This is a genomic window from bacterium SCSIO 12643 (assembly GCA_024398135.1).
Classification (GTDB): Bacteria; Bacteroidota; Bacteroidia; order Flavobacteriales_G; family Salibacteraceae; genus CAJXZP01.
Map to the genome: position 1 here is coordinate 3,411,784 of CP073750.1, position 24,708 is coordinate 3,436,491.

Genomic DNA, 24,708 nt, shown 5'->3' on the forward strand with positions numbered 1-24,708 from the left:
TTAACATTGACCGATTTCCGTATGTCTCAAGTTTACCGAGAATATCATCACAAACTATTGATTATAATATTTTTATTGTTGTCCATTCCAGTAATTGGACAAGATAAAGATGTGGAGGATGTGAAGAAAAGAGCGAGTGAATTTTTTGAGCAGGAAGATTATTCTCAGGCAAAAGAATTATACTCACAATTAGTTTCATTATACCCTAAAGATGAAAACTTCAATTACCGATTTGGTGCTTGTTTGTTATTTGTAGATGAGGACAAAACCTACCCACTTAAGTTTTTGGAATATGCAGTAAGTCGCCCGAATGTAGATGACGAAGCTTTTTATTTTTTAGGTAAAGGATATCATTACAACTACAGGTTTGATGAGGCCATTCGATATTTTGAAAAATATAAAAGCAAAACAGCAGACCTAAAGGAAAAAAAATATGATGTAGATAGTCAAATTCGTTTTTGTCAGAATGGAAAAAAACTCATGCGTGATGTGAACAGCCCCAGAGTAATTTCAAAAAAGAGAGTGGGGAGGAATGAGTTCTTTACATCTTTTAAAATGTCCGAGATTGGAGGACGTACGCTATTTGCGCCTAAAGAGCTGCAGTCATCTGTAGATAAGAAAAAGGGCTATACACCGGTCATGTACCGAAACAGTAATAGTGATATCATTTTTTTTACCAGTTATGGGCCGAATGAAAAGAATGGGATTGATATTTATAGTGTTACGGTACAGGTAACAGGTGAATTATCTAAACCGGTTAGATTACCTGAAACGATTAATACTGAATATGATGAAGGGTTTCCGTTTTTTACAGAAGAACAGGATGTGTTCTACTTTTCATCAAAAGGACATAATAGTATGGGAGGGTATGATTTGTTTAAAGCGGATTACAATGCATCCTCTCAGTATTTTGGAAATGTGGTAAATCTGGATTATGCGATTAACACACCAGATGATGATTTGATGTATGCAGATTTAGGAGGTGAAGGGATTGCATATTTTGCGTCTAACCGAAATTGTGGAAAAGGAGAAGTATATGTGTATCAGATTAATTCAAGTTTGGAAAGATTTGAAATTGCTGCGTTATCAGGTATTTTCTCATCTCCGTCTACAAAATCATGTAAGATCACCGTAGAAGATCTGGATGATCATATGATTATTGGAGCATTCAATACGGATAAGAATTCAGGGGAATATCTTATGCGTTTAAAAAATGGCGGACGTTATAAGTTTTTAGTGGAACCATATGGTAGTAATGTGGCATATCAGGGAAGAGTAGAATTACCTGATTTGGCAGAAATGAAACTATTGAAGCAAGAGATTGAGATTGTTGTAGATGGTGAAAATGAAAAATTGATCATTCGTAATTTATTTGAAGAAAGCCCTACCGAGGAAGATGCCAAGTTATTAGCACAGGTTTTAATTGAGGAAGCGGATATTGAAGAAGAAAAAGCTCCTGAAATCACGATTTCTGGAGCGGAAATGTCTGATATTGTAAAGACGGATAAAGAAAAATTAGAATCTTATTTAGGAGATCTTAGAGCCAAAAGTCAGGTAAGTTATCACCTGGCCAATCAAAAAAGAGAGTTGGCGCAAAAAGATCTGGAGATGGCGGAGCAGCTAGAATCTCAAGTGAGCTTGAACGATAACTCAGAAGAAAATCTTCAGAAGCAGGAAGAGTTAACTCAGCTTATGAAAGACGCAAAGACACATTCGTTGGAAGCGGAAGCTGCGTTTAACATTGGAAAGAATTTAGAAGCGCAGGCAGGTGATGTTGAGAAGCAATTAAATAAGTATGATGGTTACATTGTACGTATCGATAATGCCAATGATGAAGGATTGAGTGATAAAGTAGAAGAATTGTTTCAGCAATATAAGGTGGATGAAGAGATGCAAATTCCGGATGGACCTGATGCAGAACTCAGGGAGTCGCTGGAAAATGAAAGAGAGCAGGTAAGTTCATACATTAAAAAAGCAGAGAATATTACCGTTCAACAAAATGATATTCGAGAGGATATATCTTTCGCTAAGGCAGAATTGAAAGCCACTAAGAAGAAAAAGGAAAAGGAAATCATCCAACAAAAAATAGATGGATTATACGAAGAGTTAGCCCCTTTGGAAAATCAAAAGGAAGAATTATATGAGAAGTCCAGAGCACATGAAATGTTGGCTTTGAAATATGAAAATGAATTGGATGCGATGTCTGAAGTGGCTAAAAGTCATGAAATGAACCCTGAAGTAGATAAAGCCTCGGAGGAGCAAAAGGATGCGCTGATTAATTCAATTGTAGCAACTAATGAAGAAATTATTGCTTTAGAAAGTAGTACCTCTGATAAGATTAAAAATGAAGGGGGGATAACTCCTGATACAGATAGTGAAGAGGGTGAATCGACCGCTGAAAATAATGAAAGTGAGACAGCTGAAGGGAATACCGGAGAAACGGAAGTCGGATTAACAGCAGAGAATAATGAAGGAGAGAATTCAACAGAAAGTGAAGAAGTGAATGTTGAAGGAACTGCGTCATCGGAAGTGGCTGCCGTGGATGGGCAGGATTTGATTGATGAATTACCAGAGGATTCAGCTTCGGTTGAAGAAAACGCAATTGCAAATGAAGAGCATACGGAATTAGCGGAAAACAACTCTGAATCTAACGTTGAAGAAGCAAATTCTGAAAATACAAGTGAAGAATCGGGTTCAGCAAATTCAGAATCCGAATCGTCTCCTTTAAGCGATAATGATGTTTTTGAATATACAGCAGAATATGAATCGCCTAGTGATAATGTTGTTGAAGTAGGTGGTACAGTTATTCCGCTAGATATTACTTCGAATACTGGGAAACGAGAGTATAAAGTCGAAGAGTTAAAAGATGCAGAAGTTGTTCTGGATGAGTCATCATATAACGAAGATTTTAAGAATGACTATGAAGAAGTGAAGCAAATTGAAGATTCTTATGAAAAAGCAAAACAAACCCAGAGTATCAATTATGATTGGGTTGTTGCAATTGAGAAGGAAGTTGCGGAGTTAAGTTATGCAAAAACTCAAACCGATAACGAAATTTATAAATCCAGAATTAATGATAAAATCCAGGATTTAAACAGTCAAGCTGCACAGAAACGTAATTTCATGGCATTGAATGCACGTATTATTAAGCAGCTTGAAAGTCAAAGTCAGGAAACTGCTGAGAATGCGAATGAAGATAATCAGGGAGGGGAGTCAGAGAATACTGCGGGAAATACAGAAGTAGTTGAAGAAACTGAAACCGAAAATGGTAATGTTGGAACGGAAGAGATTGTAGAAAATTCTGGTGGAGTAAATGTTGGCGTTGTAGTACCTGTAGGAGGTGCAGGTGAATCTGAAGGTGGATCAACTACTAATACCATTGAAGAAGGAGAAAAATCAAATTCAGAAAATATTGCAGAAAATAATCTAGAGACGGAAAATTCTGAAGTTGGGGGAAATAATTCAGAAGAAAATGAATTAGCTGAAAACAATGAGAATACTGAAACGGAGGAATCTGCTTCTACGGAAAACAATACTGAAAGTAATAGTGGCGCAGTGGAATCCGAAAACTCTGAAAATGTAGAAGGGTCATCTGAAAATATCACTGAAAATCAAGAAACGAGTGCATCAGAGGAATCTGAGTTAGCTGGTGAGGAATCCACTGAAGAGGAGAATATTGTTGAAAATACTGAAGAGGGAAGAGTTGAAACCACTAATGAGGAGAGTAGTGCAGAAACATCACCTGCGGTATCTATTTCAAACGAAGAAATAGTTCCGATTACAATTGCGAGTATTGATGAAAGAAACTCAAACATTGAAGAGGAGGAAGCAAGTGTTGAAGTCATAGAGAAGGTAGAAGCTGAAAAAGTGGATCAAACGAATGTGGTTGCGGAAAAGGAATCCACTGTGGATAATTTGAATACCGAATTAGAATTAACCAAAAAGAAGAAAGACAGGAGAGCTCTTGAACAAAGACTGTTAGTTGCGCAAGCGGAAGTGGAATATGAGCAGAAGAAAATGCAAATGATAGAAATGAAAACTTCTGAAATTCAAACAGCAGAAGAATCTATCAAAGCAAACCCACTAAGCGAACGACCTTCAGAGGCAAAATATCAGGAAGCAAGATCATACGAATTAAAAGCAGATAATCTTCAAATGGAGTTGGATGAACTGGAAGAAAAGTTGAATCAAACGAAAAAGAAGAAGCATAGAAGAGTTATTGAAGCGGAAATTCAAGATGTAAGAAAAGAATTGAAGTTAAGTCAAATCAGTGCTGAAGTGGCGAAAGAAACCGCTATGGAAATGGAAGAGGTGGAGATTTTGACACTGAAGAAACATACGGCTTATGGTAAAGAGGAGATGGTGAAGCTACCTGAAATAGAAAGAGAGCTAACCGAAGAAGAGGAAGAAAGTGTAAAACAAATGGATGCCTATGTAACCTACAAAGAAGCCAAAGACGATTTCGATAAGCAAATCGCTGAAGCGGATGTTTTATATCAATCTGGGGTAAAGAAGAATGAGGAAGCTATTGCTTTAAACAATGAGATTAAATTGTTGAATGAAGGGTTGGATTTATTGCCTAGAGAAGAGCAGGATTCTTTAAGAATGCTGATTGTAGATAAAAAACAAACTCAGAAAAAGTTGATTGCAGAGGCGGATGTATTCTATCAACAATCTAAGAAAATTAAAAATGAAGCATATTTTAATTTGAATGAAGCCAATTCGGAGTTATTGACCATAGATGATAATCAGGAAAAAACTCAAATTTTAGCACTACTTTCAGGTAAAGTAAAAGAAGAAGTACCAACATATGATTCAACGGATATTGATGCAATACCAACGAATTTGGTACAAGATATTTTTGTGGATTCAGATACTACATTCTATAGCGAGACGAAACCAATTCCTGTGGATGTACAATTGCCTAAAGGAGTTATTTTAAAAGTACAAATAGGAGCATTTAGAAATCCAATTAGACAAGAAACCTTTAAAGGCTTTGCTCCTATTGTTGGAGAAAGAACGTCATCTGGCTTGACCAGATATACAGCGGGTTTATTTAAGGATTTCGAATCTGTAAATGCAGCTAAAGACGGAATTCGCGCAAAAGGCTATAGTGATGCATTTGTGGTGGCTTATTTAAATGGACAGCGTATTTCGATCGCAGAGGCTAGAAGACTATTGGCAGGTGAGATTTCAGAAGATCAGGTAGCAACAACGCAAACTGTTCCGGTACAACAAGTGCCTCAATCGGATGTAAGTGTTCCTGTACAAACTGTTCAAAGTACTTTTATCAATGTTGAAGAACAAGATGTTCAAGTATCTGATGTCAACGAAAGAGGAGAGTTGTATTTCACTGTTCAGGTAGGGGTGTATTCTGTGAATGTTTCGCCAAGAACGGTTTTAAGTCTGTCCCCTTTAAATCAGGAAAGAATCCCGAACAATTTGGTGAGATATTCCAGTGGAGTATATGGTAGTTTATCTCAGGCTATAGTTGCAAGGAATCTAATCGTTCAAAATGGCATTAGTGATGCATTCGTTACCGCATACTACCAGGGGGAAAGAATTACAATTACCAGGGCGAAAGAATTAGCAGGTTCAGGTGTGACGTCAACACCATCGAACAATACAAATTCAAGTACTCCAATAACGCAGCCGCAACCAACGCAAACACAATCTCAAAATACAAATACAACATCAGATGTATCTTATTTTGTTCAGGTAGGTCCATATACGGGGTCAATTCCTGTGGATCAGGCTAGAATAATTTTAGGATTAAGCTCATATGGGGTGATTGTTGAAAAAAATAATGATGCTACTTTATATAAAATTGGTAATTTTACGAGCCGCAGTGAAGCAGATGCTTTACGTGAGGATTTAGTTTCTAAAGGGTTAGTTGATCCAATTGTAGTAGAAAGTGAATAGGAGTAAGTATATAATTAGAGATGTTTTTGTGAATGAAAATTCACCCTTAGAGTTACCAGAAGTAGAATCAGATATATTAGTCGATGACGGGAAAATTCTGATTTTACATAATGATGACTACAATACATTTGACCATGTGATTAAGTGTTTGGTTGAGATTTGTGACCATTCTGGAATTCAGGCAGAACAATGTGCCTATATTGTACATTACAATGGGAAATGTGATGTAATGCATGGAGAAATGTCCAAGTTAGAAATGTGTTGTAGATTGTTGAGATTAAAAGGACTTAGCGCAACAGTAGAATGAGAAAGTACTTCAAATATTTTACGCTCTTAATCCTTACCAGTTGTGCAGCAGTTCCTGTAACCCATAGAAAGCAATTGAGTCTGGTTCCAGAATCAGAATTGATTAAGTCGAGTGAAGTAGCTTATCAGACCTTTTTAGATGAGAATACGGTGCTTTCTAACAATAATCCCAATACTATAATGGTAAAACGTGTAGGGGAAAAACTTTCCCAGGCGTGTGAAGCATTTTTAAGAGATCATAGTGATATTTCAAGAATAGAAGGATTTAATTGGGAATTTAATTTGGTTCAGGATCCTCAAAAGAACGCCTGGTGTATGCCTGGAGGTAAAGTGGTCGTGTATGATGGGATATTGTCAACCACGCAAGATGAAACTGGTTTAGCGGTAGTTTTGAGCCATGAAATAGCGCATGCCATTGCCAGACATGGTAATGAACGGGTAAGTCAACAGATGTTGTCACAATATGGTGCAGCTGCAGTACAATTGTTCATGGGATCATCAGAAGCTGGAGGTGTGGATTTATCAGGATTGTTGTTAGATGCTTATGCCACAGGGGCGCAATTGGGAATGTTGAAATTTTCAAGAGATCAGGAAACTGAAGCAGATAAAATGGGATTGGTATTTATGGAATATGCAGGGTATGATTCACAACAGGCAATAGAGTTCTGGAAAAGAATGTCGGCAGGTGGTGGAGCTGATATACCAGCTTTAATGAGTACACATCCAACTGACGAAAAACGAATAGCGGATATAGAGGCTTATATTCCGGTAGCTAAATCATATGTAAAATAATGGATATTTGGATTGCAGTAGTCTTGGTGGTATTTGGAATAATATTCCTATTACTTGAAATTTTTGTTTTTCCTGGAATTGGAGTTACAGGTATCGTTGGGACTATATCTCTGATTGCCGGAGTAGTTATCGCATTTAATCAGGGAACAGAAATGGGGATGTATACCCTGGGAGGTGTGATGTTGAGTGTTGGAGTGCTCATTTATATATCCGTTAAAACCGATACAATGTCCAAAATGGCCTTATTGAAGAATATAGATTCGAAAGTAGAGATGAATGAAATGAACAAACTCAAAGTGGGTGAAGAAGGTATTACGGTTTCCAGATTGGCTCCAATGGGTAAAGCCAGATTTGGTAATGTTTATACTGAAGTTTCATCCTGGGAAGGGTTTGTAGATGAAAACACTCCCATTCGAATAGAGAAGTTTATTGATAATACTATTTTTGTTTCACCCATAATTTAAACGACTATGCAATTTTCACTCTTATTATTAGATATTAATGCAGCAATGATCATCACCCTGGTATTTGGTTTATTAGGATTGATCATGTTTCTGTACTATGTGCCACTAGGTTTGTGGTTCCAGGCTTATGTAACCAATGTAAAAATATCCATTATCCAGTTATTCTTTATGAGAATTCGAAAAGTTCCCCCGGGAACGATTATCGCAGGAATGATTGAAGGGACAAAAGCTGGTGTACCATTAAATGCTGGCGCATTAGAAGCACATTATTTGGCTGGAGGAGATGTGATTCGTGTGGTGCATGCTTTGGTTTCGGCATCTAAAGCGAATATTGAATTACCTTTTGAAAGAGCTGCGGCTATTGATTTAGCAGGTAGAGATGTTTTTGCAGCGGTCCAAATGTCGGTGAATCCAAAAGTGATTGAAACTCCTAGAGTAGCTGCGGTTGCGAAAGATGGAATTCAGCTGATTGCGATTGCTCGTGTTACTGTAAGAGCTAACATCAAACAATTGGTTGGTGGAGCCGGAGAAGATACGATCCTGGCACGTGTAGGTGAAGGTGTGGTTTCTTCCATTGGTTCTTCAGGATCACATAAGGAAGTATTAGAAAATCCGGATGTAATATCAAAAACGGTATTATCAAAAGGACTAGATAGTGGTACAGCATTTACCATATTATCCATTGATATTGCAGATGTGGATATAGGTAAAAATATTGGTGCGGTATTACAAACTGATCAGGCAGAAGCTGATAAGAATATTGCGCAGGCAAAAGCAGAGGAAAGAAGAGCCATGGCGATTGCAGTTGAACAAGAAATGAAAGCGAAAGCGCAAGAGGCAAAAGCAAAAGTAATTGAAGCGGAAGCAGAGGTTCCGTTGGCTATGGCTGAAGCATTCAGAACCGGAAATTTAGGTATCATGGATTATTACAAAATGGAAAACATTAAATCTGATACCGAAATGAGAGGTAGTATTGCAAAACCTAAAGGAGATAAGCCTAAGGAATAAAATTGGCTTTCAAAATATTTATAAATAAAAAAGCTTCTGGTGGTGATCAGAAGCTTTTTTATTTGCTATGAGAAAAAATGGTGGTGTGGTGAAAACAAAACCGGCACCGAGGTGGTCGCCACCGGTTTTGTTATAATATCTTACCCTTGCGGATAAGGAGGTAGTTAGTGTTTACTAGCAGGTGATTAGCTAGTTCTTAGTAGGTGTTGTCTTTCGACATAGCAAAGATGTAACCTCCTAATCGTTTATTTTTAAGTTATTTGGTCAATCATTATCATATTTTGATAATAATGTTTTGTAATGTTCAAATTGTTTAAATATTACGTAATATAATACTGTGTATTTGAATTATTGACCGAATAAAATCTAGTTTATTGTGTGATAATCCCAGGAAGTGCCTGATCAAATGGAATGAATTTGATAGAAACGGAGTTGACACAATGACGTGTGTTTTTATCTGTAAACTGCTCACCAATAAAAACATGGCCCAGATGACCGTGACAATTATGACAGGTGATTTCAGTTCTTCTACCATCAGCATCAACTGTTCTATCTACTGATCCGGGAATTTCATCATCAAAACTTGGCCATCCACAATGAGATTCAAATTTTGAGTTAGATCGGTATAATGGAGCATTACACTGACGACAAACGTAAGTGCCGTTTTCAAAATGGTTCCAAAACTCTCCGGTAAAGGCACGTTCTGTTCCTTTATTGACAATTACATATTCTTCAAATGAATTGAGTTCGTTGTATTTTGTTTTTGTGCTATCTGATTCTTGTGCCATGGTACATGATATATTTGTGAAAATTACGAAGGTAAATGCTCCAAGTATTTTCAACCAGTTAATATTTGTTTTCATAACGTTTATTTTTGATCACTACAAAACTCCAATAAAGTTATCACGAAAATGTGTCATTTGTGTAAAATTAATATCTATTGGTGTGTAGTAAGGTTGTCAAGGAGGGCTATGGAGTAAAAACCTAAAAGTGAAATTGAAATGAAGAAGAGTTACATTATATGGATTGGCATATGGTTATTCAGTTTGGGGCTTAATGCTCAAAACAAAATGAGCGCCCAGCTGTTAAACGATTTACAGAATTCGCCAAAACAATGGCAACAAGTATTGGTGGTGGGGTCAGAGCGTGTGGATGGATTTGCTTATTCTCAAACTGAAAGAGCAAAATATACAAGTAATGATGAATTTGTAAAATCGTTTTTAAAGGAGTTAAGAGATGTAGCTGATAAAAATCAAAACTGGTTAGAAGAAGTTCCTGCAAAAGAATTTAAAGTGATTTATAAATTTTGGAGTGTGAATATGGTGGCATTAGAAGCATCACCCAAAGCGCTACAATATTTAAATCATCATCCGGATATTTATTGGATGGAAGAATTATCAGAAAGACCTGTGATATGGGATAAACCGGTGGAGATGAATCCTGCAACGCAAAGATCAATAGGAGGGATAGAAAATGGAATTTCTGTGGTAAAAGCAGATCAAATGTGGAGTATGGGATACACGGGATTAGGAAGTAAGCTGCTTACATTTGATACAGGAGTATGGCCGGATCATCCAACTTTTAGAGATCAGTTCTTAGGATATCATGTTCCGTTAAAAGAAGCCTGGTTTGGTTACGATACCTATTTCCCTGGAGATAAGCCTGGATCTCATGGAACACATGTTACTGGAACTTGCTTGGGGTTAGCTCCGCAAAATGATGATACGATTGGAGTGGCTTACAATGCCTATTTTATGGCTACTGATCCGATTGTTGAAGATTTAGCAGATATTAAAACAGCATTTGAGTTAATGCGTGCATATGAATGGGCTTTAAATCCGGATGGAGATTTAAATACCGTTGAGGATATGCCAGATGTCATTAACAATTCCTGGGGACGTCCGTATACTCCAGATGATTCAGCAGTATGCGATGGATGGGTAAATGATTTATTTGTGAATATGGAAGTAGCTAATATCATTTCTATTCATAGTGCCGGGAATTCTGGACCAAATATGCAAACTATTGGATATCCGGCAGTATCAAATGCATCCGTAGTAAATAACTTCTCCGTAGGTGCGGTTAACGGACATATATCCTCATATCCGATAGCTGGTTTTTCATCTCGAGGACCATCGGTATGTGGAGATACCGGATCATTGTTAATCAAACCGGAAGTTGTAGGTCCAGGAGTAAATGTAAGATCTGGGGTTCGAAACACTAATGGAACCTACGACTATTCTAATTTTCAGGGAACCTCTATGTCAGCGCCACATGTATCTGGAGTCTCCTTGTTACTGAGAGAGGCCTTTCCAAATGCCAATGCAACTGAAATCAAGGAAGCTTTATACTATACAGCGATTGATTTAGGAGTTGTTGGAGAAGATAATACCTATGGAAATGGACTTATCGATGCAGTTGCCGCATTTAATTATTTATCTAATATCCATACTCCCGCTGTTCCCGTATTTACCAACCTGGATATTCATTTGACTGATTTTAGTGTTAAAGAACAAAATCGATATTGTAATCCAGGCGAAATAAAAGCGTATTTCAATAATACGGTTGATGTACCATATGGTACCGTTCAATTTCAATATGGAGTTGTAGGACAGAGCAGTCAATTTAAAAATATAACCTCGGGAACATTTAAAACTGATGATAGCGTAACCTTTGATGTTTCTATGATGCTTCAACCTGGGTGGAATGAGTTTTTTGTTAGAACGAGTTATTTTGGACAATTATCAGAGACAGATACCATTAATAACACCAGATATGTAAGGTTTTGGAACGCTGGACAGATGGAGCTGCCATATCAGGAGAAATTTGATTCGAACCATGTTTTTGAAAGTTCGATGTTTGTTCAAAACCCTGATGAAAGATTAACGTGGGATACCGCTTTGGTGCAGGGAAAGTCTCAATTATCTCATGCAGCTTTGATGAAGTTATCAGATTATGACCCACGATTGTATCAACATGATTATTTAGAAACGCCATTAATTAAAACACCAGTTTCTTCTTCATTGACTATGACATTTGATTTAAGTTATCAGCTTAGGTTTAATGGGTTTAAAGATTCCGTATTTGTAGATGTTTCTACAGATTGCGGACAATCCTGGGTGAATAGTGGATATGTAAAAGGACCTGATAGTTTGAATACCACCACAAAACCGGTTACCGGAGATTGGGTACCTCAAGATGATACAGATTGGAGAACGGAAACAGTGGATTTGAGTTCGTTTTTAAACACTTCAAGTTTTATGGTACGTATTGGAGTATCAAATGGAAAAGGGAATTATTTGTATATCGATAATGTAAATGTTTTTGATGATCAGGGACCTCTTTCGGTCAAGAATCCGGAACAGGAAAACTGGATGATGTATCCTAACCCGAATCAACTGAAAACATTACATTTTAATGCTGAATTTTCGGGTGAAATCTATACCATTACTGGCGTAAAGATTCATACATTCGTAAACAGAAATCAATTAGATATTTCGAATTTAAATTCTGGAATATACATTGTATATAACAGGGATTTGGAGGCGTATAAAAAACTAATTGTACGATAACCATAACCAGAAATAAACGCGTTCTGTTTTATGAATAAGATTAGAAAAGAATTACACACCATAGTATTTGGAACAGAAACCCGTTTAGGTCGTCTATTTGATCTGGTTTTGTTATGGGTGATTTTATTCAGTATTCTGGTGGTGATGTTGGAGAGTGTCCCACAGTTGAACCAAGAATACAAAGAGATATTTTTCTGGATTGAGTGGATTCTAACCGTAGTATTTACGCTGGAATACATTCTTCGGATATGGATTTCCGAAAGGAAAACTAAGTACATTTTTAGTTTCTGGGGGATTATTGACCTGCTTTCGATTTTACCAACCTATTTAAGTATTCTTTTAACCGGATATCACTATTTGATTATTGTACGAATATTTAGATTGCTCAGAGTATTCAGGATCTTGAAATTGGTGAGATTTAACAATGAAGCGCAATCGCTTATCAATGCATTGAAATCCAGTATGTATAAGATTGGTGTATTTCTCGTAGCGGTTCTGGCTATTGTTACTTTTATGGGGGCTTTGATGTACGTGGTAGAGAGTAATGATGAAGGATTTACCAGTATCCCACAAAGTATTTACTGGGCTATTGTTACAGTTACGACTGTAGGGTATGGAGATATGGTGCCTGAATCTGTTTTGGGAAAAATTATTTCATCCTTTGCGATGATTATTGGTTATGCCATCATTGCGGTTCCCACAGGGATTGTAACTGTTGGAATTTCAAAAGCTTCCAATGTAACCAAAACATGCCCGAATTGTGAGCATTCTAATCCGGAAGAAGCAAAATTTTGTAATGAGTGTGGGCAGTCTTTATTGGAATCCCAGCAAGTGTAAATATCCCTTTTTTACGTGGATTAGATTTGATTCGTAAATAGATGTTCTAAACGTCCTGATTCCCCTTATAAATTTGTACTTTTGCGCCCTTGAAAAAACGCAATAAGTATGACTAAAACAGAGGTGTATAAGCCAGAAAATAAGGTGAGAATTGTAACTGCCGCGTCATTGTTTGATGGACACGATGCTGCAATCAATGTAATGCGTAGAATTATTCAATCTACAGGTTGTGAGGTTATTCACCTTGGTCACGACAGAAGTGTAGAGGATGTTGTGAATTGTGCCATACAGGAAGACGTTCAGGCTATCGCAATGACATCTTATCAGGGAGGACATACAGAGTATTTGAAATATATGTATGATCTACTAAAAGAAAATGGTGCAGGTCATATTAAAATATTTGCTGGTGGTGGTGGAACAATTTTACCATCAGAGATCAAAGAATTAGAAGCTTACGGAATAGAGAGAATCTATCATCCCGATGATGGTCGTGAAATGGGACTACAAGGGATGATTAATGATTTGGTTCAACGTTCTGATTTCCCAGTAGGAAAAGGGCTGACCAATGAATTATCAAAAATCAAATCTAAAGATAAAGTAGCCATTGCAAAGCTGATTAGTGGAGCGGAGAATTATTCTGAGGAGTATACAGAAATCTGGAAAGAATTAGCGCCTTTAACTGAGGCTTCCAAAACTCCGGTATTAGGAATTACAGGAACAGGTGGAGCAGGAAAGTCATCTTTAGTAGATGAGTTGGTAAGAAGATTCTTAATTGATTTTGAGTATAAAAATATAGCGATTGTATCTGTAGATCCATCAAAGAGAAAAACGGGAGGTGCGTTATTAGGTGATAGAATTCGTATGAATGCGATCAATAATAATCGTGTATATATGCGTTCGTTAGCGACTCGTCAAAGTAACCTCGCATTATCTAAACATGTTGCAAAATCTTTAGAGATTTTAAAAGCAGCAGAGTTTGATTTGATCATACTGGAAACATCAGGAATTGGTCAGTCGGATACCGAGATTATGGATCACTCAGATGTTTCGTTATACGTAATGACCCCTGAGTTTGGTGCAGCTACACAATTGGAAAAAATCGATATGTTAGATTTCGCAGATTTAGTGGCAATCAACAAATTCGATAAAAGAGGAGCTTTAGATGCTATCCGTGATGTGAAAAAGCAATATATGCGTAACCATAATCTTTGGGATGCAGATATGGATAGTTTACCCGTATTTGGAACAATTGCTTCGCAGTTCAATGACCCGGGAATGAATTCATTGTACAAAAGTATAATGGATAAAATTCATGAAACCTCTGGTGTTGATATGAAATCGGGATTTGAAATTACAAAAGAGATGTCTGAAAAGGTATTTGTAATACCTCCATCAAGAGTTAGATATTTATCTGAGATTTCAGAAAATAACAGAGCATACGATAAAGATGTTACCAAGCAAGCGGATATTGCGCAGAAGCTTTATGGCATTTATAAGACGATGCAAACCGTTTCCGGAGCAGATTTAATTCTGGATAAATCTGGAGTAAGTATCGAAGAAGGTGTTTTATCGGAAGACAATAAAATACTTTTTGAACTTTTACAAAAAGAGTTTGATCGCGTAAAAATGGATTTAAACCCACATCATTGGGAAACGATTATTTCCTGGAATGATAAGGTGAAAAAATACAAAGACCCTGTATTTAAGTTTAAAGTAAGAGATAAAGAATTATCAATTAAAACACATACAGAGTCATTATCTCATAGCCAAATCCCAAAGATTTCTTTACCAAAGTATACTGCGTGGGGAGATTTATTAAAATGGAGTTTACAAGAGAACGTTCCCGGAGAATATCCATATACCGCAGGTTTGTTCCCATTCAAACGTGAAGGGGAAGACCCGACAAGAATGTTTGCCGGAGAAGGTGGTCCTGAAAGAACCAACAGAAGATTCCATTATGTAAGTCAGGGAATGCCGGCAAAGCGTTTATCTACGGCATTTGATTCTGTAACACTTTATGGTAATGATCCAGATACACGTCCGGATATTTATGGTAAGATTGGTAATTCTGGTGTGTCTATTTGCTGTTTGGATGATGCCAAGAAGTTGTATTCCGGTTTTGATTTATCACATCCATTAACGTCAGTTTCAATGACCATTAATGGACCTGCGCCAATGTTATTAGGGTTCTTTATGAATGCGGCTATTGATCAAAACTGTGAGAAGTACATTGTTGAAAATGGACTAGAGAAAGAAGTAGAGGCTAAAATCAAAGCTATTTACGATAAAAAAGGAGTGATACGTCCAAGCTATCAGGGTGATTTGCCTAATGGAAACGATGGTCTGGGATTGATGTTATTAGGTGTAACCGGTGATCAGGTGCTTCCGGCTGATGTTTATGCAAAGATTAAAGCAGAGACGTTAACCAAAGTAAGAGGTACTGTACAAGCGGATATCTTAAAAGAAGATCAAGCACAGAATACATGTATTTTCTCTACTGAGTTTGCGTTGAAATTGATGGGTGATGTACAAGAATATTTCATCAACAATGGGGTGCGTAATTTCTATTCCGTATCGATTTCGGGGTATCATATTGCCGAAGCAGGGGCAAATCCAATTACGCAATTGGCTTTAACCTTGGCAAATGGATTTACTTATGTAGAATATTACATGAGTAGAGGAATGGATATCAATAAATTCGGACCGAACTTATCATTCTTCTTTTCAAACGGAATTGATCCTGAATATGCGGTAATTGGTAGAGTGGCACGTAGAATTTGGAGTAAAGCATTAAAACATAAATATGGTGCGAATGCACGTGCGCAAATGTTGAAATATCATATTCAAACAAGTGGTCGTTCGTTACACGCTCAGGAGATTGACTTCAATGATATTCGCACTACGTTGCAGGCACTTTATGCGATAAATGATAACTGTAACTCTTTGCATACCAATGCATATGATGAGGCAATTACAACTCCAACGGAGGAATCTGTTAGAAGAGCAATGGCTATTCAGTTGATCATTAACCGCGAGTTGGGATTATCTAAAAACGAAAACCCAATTCAAGGTGCATTTATCATTGAAGAGCTAACTGATTTAGTGGAAGAAGCGGTATTGAGAGAATTCGATAGAATTACCGAGAGAGGTGGGGTGCTTGGAGCAATGGAGACCATGTATCAAAGAAGTAAGATCCAGGAGGAATCTTTACATTATGAAACGTTAAAACATACCGGAGAATTCCCTATTATTGGTGTGAATACTTATTTGAGTTCTGAAGGGTCTCCAACAGTTCAGCCGAAAGAAGTGATTCGAGCAACTGAAGAGGAGAAGCAATATCAAATTGAAATGTTATCTGAATTGCATAAAGGAAATGAGGAGAGAGTGAATGAGGAATTGGAGAAAGTGAGAAACGCAGCTATTCAGAATGAAAATATTTTTGATCAATTAATGGAAGCTTCTAAGTATTGTTCTTTGGGACAAATTACGAATTCTTTATTTTTGGTTGGAGGACAGTATAGAAGAAATATGTAATATAAGATACTAAACACGTTATGTGTAAGGTGAGAAGCAAAAAGAGGGTGATAATTTGTCATCCTCTTTTTGTTTTTAAACATTTGGAGTTTGTGTTACATCCTTGACCGGTAAGACTTAACAACACATTGGGTACAACTTCTATATTTGTATGTGATAAACTAAATGTGAAAACATAAGTTTGTTCATAGGAAATTATAAATCTCAACATGTGAAGAATATTATTTACACCTTATGTATTGCAGTCTTTGCCCTCTCATGTTCAAAATCACCTGGAGTTGGAGGAAAAGCGACTATTAAAGGAAAAGTAGAAGCGGTATATGTGAAAGAAGGGAGTTTTGATACTCTTGAAATAAGTGCGGTTCCAGATCATAGAGTGTATATTGTATATGGTGGAGGAGCTTCTCAGGACGATGATTATCGAACAAGTCCGGATGGGAGCTATAAATTTGAGTTTTTGAACCCGGGAGATTACAAAATCTACACGTATTCTGATAGTAAATTAAATGTTTCTGGACTACAGGAAGTAGCGCGAAGCATTCAGGTTGGGAAAAAAGAAACGGAGGTAGTAGTACCTACGATTCAAATTATTCAATACGTGAAATGATTCGGGAAATTACCCATATCCTATCTGAGATTCCAACTGTATCATTATTGGATTTGGAACAAGTTGAATTTGAATCTAGAATTGATACCAAGTATGTCTTTCATCAGGATTTGCTCGTCTCTTTTTTGGATGACATCAAAGATGAACTGCAAGTTCTGGAAATATCCGGAGAAAGAATTTTTGGATATGAAAATGTATATTTTGATGATCCAAATTATACATTTTTCAAAAAACACCATTCCGGATTTGCGAATCGAAGCAAAGTGAGAATCCGTAAATATTCAGATAAGGGGCCATTCTTTTTTGAGATAAAATCTAAGACGAATAAAGGGAAAACCGAGAAATACAGGGTGCCATTGCAGTATTTTGGTTTAGATAATGATGTCGAGATTTCTAATTATTTGAGAAGTCGAATTGGTTATAAGATGAATGAGTTGAATAGAAAAACAAATATCAACTATCAACGTATTACCTTTACCAATAAAGATTTATCTGAAAAATATACCATAGATTTTCACATGAATACCTCCAATAAGAATGGTTCATACGATTTTAAGAATTTAACGATTGTAGAGGTGAAGCAGAAGAAGTTCTCCGGTTTAAGCCCGTTTTTGAGAGCTCTTAGAAAGATAAACGTAGCACCGACACGATTTTCTAAATATTGTACCTCTGTGATACGGTTAGACCATTCCGTAAAACATAATAGGTTTAAACCCATTTTGCGAAAAGTGGATAAAATAATTAGCGCATAACTTTCGAATATGATACTAGAAATAAATCCAACACATTTTTTTGAATCTAACCTTACCGAAGTAGCAACTTTGGAGTTCGGAGTGAGATTCTTGATGAATACCATAGCGTTGGCAATTATAATCTTAAAAATTTATCAGCCTACTCGAAGAGATCAGGAGTACATGTTTACTTATTTGATCTTTGGGCCGATTGTATTTTTCATGGTGAGCTTGTTTGCGCAAACGCAATTGGGTGTTGGATTTGCCTTTGGACTATTTGCGGTGTTTTCTATTTTAAGGTATAGAACCACTACGATTCCTGTAAAGGAAATGACCTATATGTTTACGGTAATCTCTATATCCGTAATCAATGCCATTACGACTGAAATGATGGTATGGAGCAATTTGTTGATCATTAACCTGATTATTGTATTGATCGTTTATTTAACAGAGAAAGCATTCTATAAAAAGGGAATTGAAACTCAGATTATTCTATACGAGAAAATCGAGAATATCCATCCCGATCGTTCTGCTGAGTTGATCAAAGATTTGGAAGAACGTACTGGAAATCAAGTGGAGAAATTTGATGTTTTGGAATCTGATTATTTAAGAGATTCTGTAAGACTTAGAATCTATTATCGTCCAGCGAATTAATGTATCTAAAAAGATCCATATTAGTTTTTATATGTATGCTCGCGATGCATGGTACCTATGCACAGAATCAAGATTTTGGAATTTGGGCTGGAGTTAAAGTGAGTAAAAAATGGAACAAGAAGTGGAGTGCTTTCGGAGAAGTGCAAACGCGATTGTTTCAAAATGTCACTTCCATCCGATCAGCTTATTTTCAGGGAGGAGTCAATTATAAGTTTGCCAAATGGTATAAACTGGGAGTGGTGTACCGATATACAGATTTTGGCGAGATAGAAACCAATAGGTTTGATATTGATAATGAATTTAGGCACAAGGTAAAGAAAAATACTTTTGAGATCAGATTGAAGTATCAAAAGACCATTGTAGCTAACGATTTAAGAGGAAATAGATATAGAATTCGATTTAAGTATAGCTACAAAATCAATAAAAAGTTGAAACCATATGTAAAAGCACAGTATTTTTACACACAAGCCTACGATTTTAATGGATGGCATCAACAACGCTATACTTTAGGTACGTTGATTCGAATTCGTAAAAGAAATTACATTGACCTCTTTTACAATTACGATTTTGAATTTAATGTGAGACGTCCTGATGAGCGATTTATTGTTGGGATAAAATATAAACTGGAACTGAAATAATGCAGAATCTGAAGTATTACATAATTACCGTTTTACTGAGCATATCTTCAATTTTGAATTCTCAAGACTTAAGAATTAATGAATTGATGCCCAATAACGGAATCACTGTATTTGATAGTTTTGATGAAAATTCAGATTGGATTGAAATTTATAACAATACCAATAACCCGATTCAGATTTCAGATTATTATATCTCCAATGATTTTAATGATAAGCTTAAGTGGCAATTACCTAATAAGAATCTTCAACCGCATAAATGGGTGATCATTTTTTGTTCAGACCTGGATCTATATACCCCGGATTATCATGCCAATTTTAAATTAAAAAACGAATCGGATACGGTAGGAATATTTTTTAAAGATGGTTCTACTATCGATGTATTCGCATATGATTCTTTGCCAGTAGATGTATCTTTTGGCAGAGAAACGGATGGAAGTAATACCCTGGTATATTTTGATAATCCAACGCCTAAAAAAACAAATAATACTTCTACCGGGTTTAACTGTATTTTAGAGATACCTAATGTTAACTTTAACTCGGGTTTTTATCCAAGTCCATTAAATGTTTTGGTAAATCATCCTACTAACGGTGTTGAATTAAGGTATTCAGTAGATGGAGATGATCCCACATCTTCTGATCCATTATATAGCGGAAGTTTGCAGTTATCTACAGATTATTCTCCAAATAAGTTTTGTGAAATACCTACAAACCCTGCTTTAAATGCTCCTGTCGCTACTTATTCAGTGATACGTTCTAATAATAGAGGTTGGTTGGCTCCAAATGGAGATCAACAAAATGTGAATGTTTTGAAAGTTAAAGCGTTTAAGTCGGGATGTATCAGCAGTGATATTGTATCCAGAACCTATTTTTTGGATGATGGAAATGTAACTTTCCCTGATTTGCCAATCATTTCAATACAAGCCGATAGTACTGGTTTTTTTAGTGATGAAACAGGAATTTATGTGTACGGTAATGCGTATAATGGAAATTACAATAAGAGAGGAAATGATTGGGAAAGACCAATTTATTTAGAGTATTTCGATGAAAATGGGATTCAATTAATAGGACAAAAAATTGGGGGAGAGCTTCATGGTAATGGATCTCGTCATTCTACACAAAAGAATATTCGTGTTTCTGCAAAAAGTATGTATGGTAAAAAACGAATAGAGGCACCTTTATTCGATGATTATGACATTGAAGAATTTAAGTATTTAATTGTGCGTTCTCCCGGACATAGACCTGATTGTATGCCAAGAGATGAGTTGGCAACTTCGATTGTAGCAAAATTAGGTTTTGATATCCAACAGTATAAAACCGGAGTAATGTATTTGAATGGTGAGTTTTGGGGAATACATACGATTAAGGAAAGATTTAATGAAGATTATATCTCCATAAAATATGATATGGATGATGATCATATCGTGTTAATAGAATCAGATGGAGAAGTAGAACATGGTTACCCAGAAGATACTGTGCACTATTTTAATATGCTGGATTTTGTGGCGAATAATAGTTTGGATATTCCGGAAAATATGGAATACTTAAATACGCAAATGGATATTCAAAACTATCTGGATTTTATGGCATCGGAGATTTACATCGGAAATGGGGATTGGCCAACCAACAATATGCGTTATTGGAGAAAAAGAGTAGACTATAATGATTATGCCAGCCTGGGGCATGATGGTAGATGGAGATGGATGTTTTTTGATTTAGATGGCGGATTTGGAGGAACCTGTGAAGATGTATTTTATACAATTAACACCTTAGAACGTGCATTAACTGATACCGGACATTTCATAGAATATACGCAGTTTTTTAGAGATTTAACGCAATATCAAAGTTTTAGAGAATTATATATTAATAATTCATGTGATAAGTTAAACTCTTCATTTTTAAGTCAGGTCGCTCAGCCCAAATTAAATACCATTGTAAACGATTTAAATCTGGTGATGACTGATCATGTCAACAGATGGGGGTACCCTTCAGTTAGTACAACTTTGGCAGACCGGATGAATGAAACACCAAGCCTTACCAAGTGGAATTATCTGGTAACCAGATTTGATACTTTTATTACCAAAAGGGCCTTTTATGTGAGAAGGCATATGCAGGAAAAATGGAGTTTATCCGACACTTCGGTAGTTACTATTGATGTCAATAATCCAACGATGGGGTATGTGCAACTGAATACTCTACATATCAATTCTGATTTGGAAGGTGTTAGTCCGTCAGTATACCCATGGAATGGTCAATACTTCAATAATATTGATATCCCTATTCATGCACATGCGTATCCTGGGTATCGATTTGTAGAGTGGTTAGGTACCCCAATGACATCAGCAGATACCTCCATTAATATAACAGGAGATTCAACTTTTACAGCGATTTTTGAAGTCGATCCGAATTATGTGCCACCATTACCAATTACGATTAATGAGATTCAGGCCTGGAATACTGCCACCGTTTTTGATGAAGATTTTAAATATGCAGATTGGATAGAGTTGTATAATCCAAATGATGAAGATATTGATATCACCAATTATTATTTAACAGATAATAAAGATAAGCTAAGAAAATATTGGATTGGTCCGAATAAAACTGTGATCAAAGCCAAAGAATTTATGGTGTTCTGGGCGGATGGAAATACTGGTAAAGGACAAAACCATACTAATTTTAAATTGAGTAAAGATGGTGAAATGGTAGCCCTGGTTGCTCCGAACGGAGTTACTGTAGTTGACTCTATCAGCTTTGGAGTACAAAAGGAAAACTATTCGTTCGGTAGGTTATCAGATGGCAACGATCCGTGGGTGGAGTTTGAATATCCAACACCGTTTTATAGTAACTTAAAAACAGACGTATCTGATTTTCCTCAACCTGTGGAATGGAAGGTATACCCAAATCCGGTAAATGGATCAACTGTATATTTCAATTCACGTACATCCGGTGAATTGTACAATATATCTGGAGTTCTGATTAGACATTTTGAAAATAGTAATTCTTTAAATCTTGATTACATTATTCCAGGAGTCTATATTCTTAGAAATTCTGTTACCGGAGAAAGTATAAAGTTGATTGTGCAGTAAGTCAGTTACAGTATTTGTCCTAAACCAAATGTTATGGCATAAAGCAATGTACTTAACGCTTGAATTTTAAGTAAAGGATCCAACTCTTTAGGTTCTTGAGCTTTATATGTTTTTATAACAACAATGGATAATGGGAGAACACTAATCCAAAACAATTGTTGCCACATTCCTGTTCCAAAAGCCAGTGTGTACCAAAGAGAAGTAAATAAAGTCAATAGAAATAGTACCATTTGATATTTACGTGCATTTTGATACCCCAATTTTACAGCAAGAGTATATTTCCCCGAGTTTTTATCATTTACAATATCTCGGGTATTGTTGAGGTTAAGTACACCAGCACTTAAAATTCCTAATGCACTGGCAGGTAAAAATACTGGAAGATCAATACTTTGAACTTGCAGAAAATAAACTCCTATAACAGAAACCCAGCCGAAGAATAGAAAAACAAAAACATCACCCAGTCCTTGATAACCGTAAGCTGACTTTCCAACGGTATATTTAATGGCTGCCCAAATGGCACTTAATCCAATCAGTAAAAACAACATAGCATATCCTAGTTTATGCGTACCGAAGCTCAACCACAATAGGATGATTCCTGAAATCAGGGATAGTATGCTAAATAAGATCAAAGCTGATTTCATCTGCGATTTAGAGATTTTTCCACTTTGTAATGCGCGTTCCGGGCCAACTCTTTCATCATTATCCGTTCCTTTGGAAAAGTCACCATAATCATTCGCCAGATTAGATAGAATCTGCAACAAGATTGCTGTAAGGATCGCAAATAATGTAATATTTAAATTGAAGGAGTCGTTACTTTTAGCAAGTAATGAACCAAGTATAATACCAGCAACAGCAAGTGGTAATGTTCTTAGGCGAAATGCTCCAATCCAGGCTTTAAAATTTGACATCTGGCAAAAGTAAACTTATACCAAAAAGCGTTTCCATTAATAGTTAAATTTTATTAGACTTGTATATCAAACTATTCCTATGATAAAATCATCAGTATTCACCATCCTATTTTTTACCAGTCTTATTTCGTTTTCTCAGATTCTGCCAAGTGGTGTAGAGCTAAAGAAAGGAACCCCACAATCCCTTAGGACGGGAAATCAAATTGATAGATTTGTTTACAGTGACGAGAATGTTTCCATTGCTCTGGATCGTACCGGGAGTAAATTGGCTTTTTATTCTTTTGATGACAATTTGAACAGTAAGTCTACTCGTGAAGAATGGTTGAGGTTAGATAATAAGGAGCTTAGATATGAGAAGTTAATTGTGATGGATGAGAATATCTATGTGTTTAGTAGTCTGTATGATGAAGAGAATTTTATCACAACATTATATAAGCAAGAGCTCGATAAAGAGATGCTGAAGTTATCCGAACCTGAAGTTTTTTATAAGAATGAAACAGATGAAGAAATAGGAAAAACAAATTATCACATAGCTACATCTGAGAATGCGCAGTGGTTTTTGTTAGATGTTGCAGTAAAGATTGAGCAAGAGAAGGGAGAAAAGGAGTTTGAAGTTTTTGATATTATCGTATATGATCATGAGTTTGAAGAAAGCTGGAAACTGGAAGAAATGCAGATTTCAGATGAAGAAACGAAGATGAGGAGATATAATTACCAAATTTCAGATAATGGTACAGTAGCGATGTTGGCTTCTGCAAGTAGCTTTGGTGATGTGGATATTTCAGCAACTACGATTACAGTAAATAATATCACTGAATTGATGAGTATGTTGGATGCAGCTCAAAGATTTATAGTTACAATCTCAAAAGATAAAGAGCCTGTATTGTATGAGTTGAAATTAGAAGAGTATAAATTACTTTCGGTAAAATATGCATTTACTCAGGAAGATAAGATTAGTTTGATTGGAGTATATAAAGCAAAAGAAGGAAAGGAAAGAGGTTTTTATTACGCACAGGTGAACTTGAGTGATGGAGATTTTGATTTTGAAAATATGATGGTCTTTGGAGATATGAATGGCGTGATTACTCCAAATAGTCATGCAATGGATCCTCAGGTTGCTGAAGCGTTAAGATTAACAAGAACTGTGAGACCAGGCTTTAGAATGTATGGTTTAATTCCAGATGAAAATGGAGTTACCATGGTTGGGGAATCAACTTTTTCTGACTTCTCAAATTCAACAACTTATTTTTATGGGATTGCATTGGTTAGATTCAACTATGAAGGAGAAATAGAGTGGAGACAGGGGGTGCCAAAAATCCAATATGGTGCTTATAAGATGAGCAGATATAATTCATTTGGAATGGTGAAATCCGGAAGTAAATTTTCATTCATATTTAACTTTCTTCCTTATGATAAATCAGGAGGAAATGTTGAAGGTAAATCGTGGTTAGCTAAAAAATCCAGTGATGTTTATTTAGCGCAAGTGGACGATGGAGGAGAAGTGACTATTGATCTATTAATGGAAGGGACCAAAAAACCATATTGGCTTCCAAGAAGATTTTATCAAACGGCAGACGGGGAAGTGATATTTATTGGAGGTGACGGAAAATCAACCTCCCTGACAAAAGTTAAAGTTTCTGGTGAATAGTAAA

At 36.3% G+C, this 24,708-nt stretch carries 16 protein-coding genes; 14 read left to right on the forward strand and 2 right to left on the reverse strand.

Going from position 1 to position 24,708, the window contains the following annotated elements; translation table 11 throughout:
• The first annotated feature begins 21 nt into the window (after positions 1-21).
• Genes KFE94_14975 through floA form a run of 5 tightly spaced genes read left to right on the forward strand, consistent with a single transcriptional unit; the run spans position 22 to position 8,492 of the window.
• Positions 22-5,922, forward strand: a complete 5,901-nt coding sequence (locus KFE94_14975) for a hypothetical protein (GenBank protein UTW65942.1) — start codon at positions 22-24, stop codon at positions 5,920-5,922.
• A gap of 28 nt (positions 5,923-5,950) precedes the next feature.
• Positions 5,951-6,229, forward strand: coding sequence for an ATP-dependent Clp protease adaptor ClpS (locus KFE94_14980; protein UTW68291.1), 279 nt, complete (start codon positions 5,951-5,953; stop codon positions 6,227-6,229).
• Entirely contained in the window at positions 6,226-7,020 is a 795-nt protein-coding gene (locus KFE94_14985; protein ID UTW65943.1) for a M48 family metallopeptidase, read from the forward strand. The genes KFE94_14980 and KFE94_14985 overlap by 4 nt, the downstream gene beginning before the upstream one ends.
• Complete coding sequence (locus KFE94_14990; GenBank protein ID UTW65944.1) at positions 7,020-7,484, forward strand: nodulation efficiency protein D (NfeD); 465 nt, start codon at positions 7,020-7,022, stop codon at positions 7,482-7,484. The genes KFE94_14985 and KFE94_14990 overlap by 1 nt, the downstream gene beginning before the upstream one ends.
• A gap of 45 nt (positions 7,485-7,529) precedes the next feature.
• Positions 7,530-8,492 (forward strand): flotillin-like protein FloA, encoded by a 963-nt coding sequence (gene floA / locus KFE94_14995; protein ID UTW68292.1) that lies wholly within the window; start codon positions 7,530-7,532, stop codon positions 8,490-8,492.
• A 371-nt stretch (positions 8,493-8,863) separates the two neighbouring features.
• Here floA and KFE94_15000 read toward each other — a convergent pair whose 3' ends face one another.
• On the reverse strand, positions 8,864-9,355 hold the full coding sequence (locus tag KFE94_15000) for a methionine-R-sulfoxide reductase (protein ID UTW65945.1): 492 nt from the start codon (positions 9,353-9,355) through the stop codon (positions 8,864-8,866).
• 138 nt (positions 9,356-9,493) lie between these two features.
• On the opposite strand from KFE94_15000, the gene KFE94_15005 reads away from it, so the two are divergent.
• The 8 genes from KFE94_15005 (at position 9,494) to KFE94_15040 (ending at position 22,148) form a co-directional block, all read left to right on the forward strand.
• On the forward strand, positions 9,494-12,064 hold the full coding sequence (locus KFE94_15005) for a S8 family peptidase (GenBank protein ID UTW65946.1): 2,571 nt from the start codon (positions 9,494-9,496) through the stop codon (positions 12,062-12,064).
• A gap of 30 nt (positions 12,065-12,094) precedes the next feature.
• The gene (locus KFE94_15010; GenBank protein ID UTW65947.1) at positions 12,095-12,901 is read left to right on the forward strand and encodes an ion transporter; all 807 of its coding nucleotides are present in this window, start codon (positions 12,095-12,097) and stop codon (positions 12,899-12,901) included.
• A gap of 108 nt (positions 12,902-13,009) precedes the next feature.
• Entirely contained in the window at positions 13,010-16,435 is a 3,426-nt protein-coding gene (locus KFE94_15015; protein UTW65948.1) for a methylmalonyl-CoA mutase family protein, read from the forward strand.
• Between the two features lie 211 nt (positions 16,436-16,646).
• Positions 16,647-17,042: a hypothetical protein gene (locus KFE94_15020; protein UTW65949.1), complete on the forward strand. Its 396-nt coding sequence runs from the start codon at positions 16,647-16,649 to the stop codon at positions 17,040-17,042.
• Positions 17,039-17,794 carry a polyphosphate polymerase domain-containing protein gene (locus tag KFE94_15025; protein UTW65950.1) on the forward strand — a complete coding sequence of 252 codons (756 nt, stop codon included), beginning with the start codon at positions 17,039-17,041 and terminating at the stop codon, positions 17,792-17,794. Before KFE94_15020 ends, KFE94_15025 begins: the two co-directional genes overlap by 4 nt.
• Before the next feature lie 9 nt (positions 17,795-17,803).
• On the forward strand, positions 17,804-18,427 hold the full coding sequence (locus KFE94_15030; GenBank protein ID UTW65951.1) for a DUF4956 domain-containing protein: 624 nt from the start codon (positions 17,804-17,806) through the stop codon (positions 18,425-18,427).
• 35 nt (positions 18,428-18,462) lie between these two features.
• Positions 18,463-19,065 (forward strand): DUF2490 domain-containing protein, encoded by a 603-nt coding sequence (locus tag KFE94_15035; GenBank protein UTW65952.1) that lies wholly within the window; start codon positions 18,463-18,465, stop codon positions 19,063-19,065.
• Entirely contained in the window at positions 19,065-22,148 is a 3,084-nt protein-coding gene (locus KFE94_15040; protein ID UTW65953.1) for a CotH kinase family protein, read from the forward strand. The genes KFE94_15035 and KFE94_15040 overlap by 1 nt, the downstream gene beginning before the upstream one ends.
• 5 nt (positions 22,149-22,153) lie before the next feature.
• Here the strand turns inward: KFE94_15040 and menA are convergent, their stop codons facing one another.
• Complete coding sequence (gene menA, locus KFE94_15045) at positions 22,154-23,056, reverse strand: 1,4-dihydroxy-2-naphthoate octaprenyltransferase (GenBank protein UTW65954.1); 903 nt, start codon at positions 23,054-23,056, stop codon at positions 22,154-22,156.
• Between the two features lie 79 nt (positions 23,057-23,135).
• Between menA and KFE94_15050 the strand changes: the two genes are divergently transcribed.
• On the forward strand, positions 23,136-24,704 hold the full coding sequence (locus KFE94_15050; protein ID UTW65955.1) for a hypothetical protein: 1,569 nt from the start codon (positions 23,136-23,138) through the stop codon (positions 24,702-24,704).
• Positions 24,705-24,708: the final 4 nt, after the last annotated feature.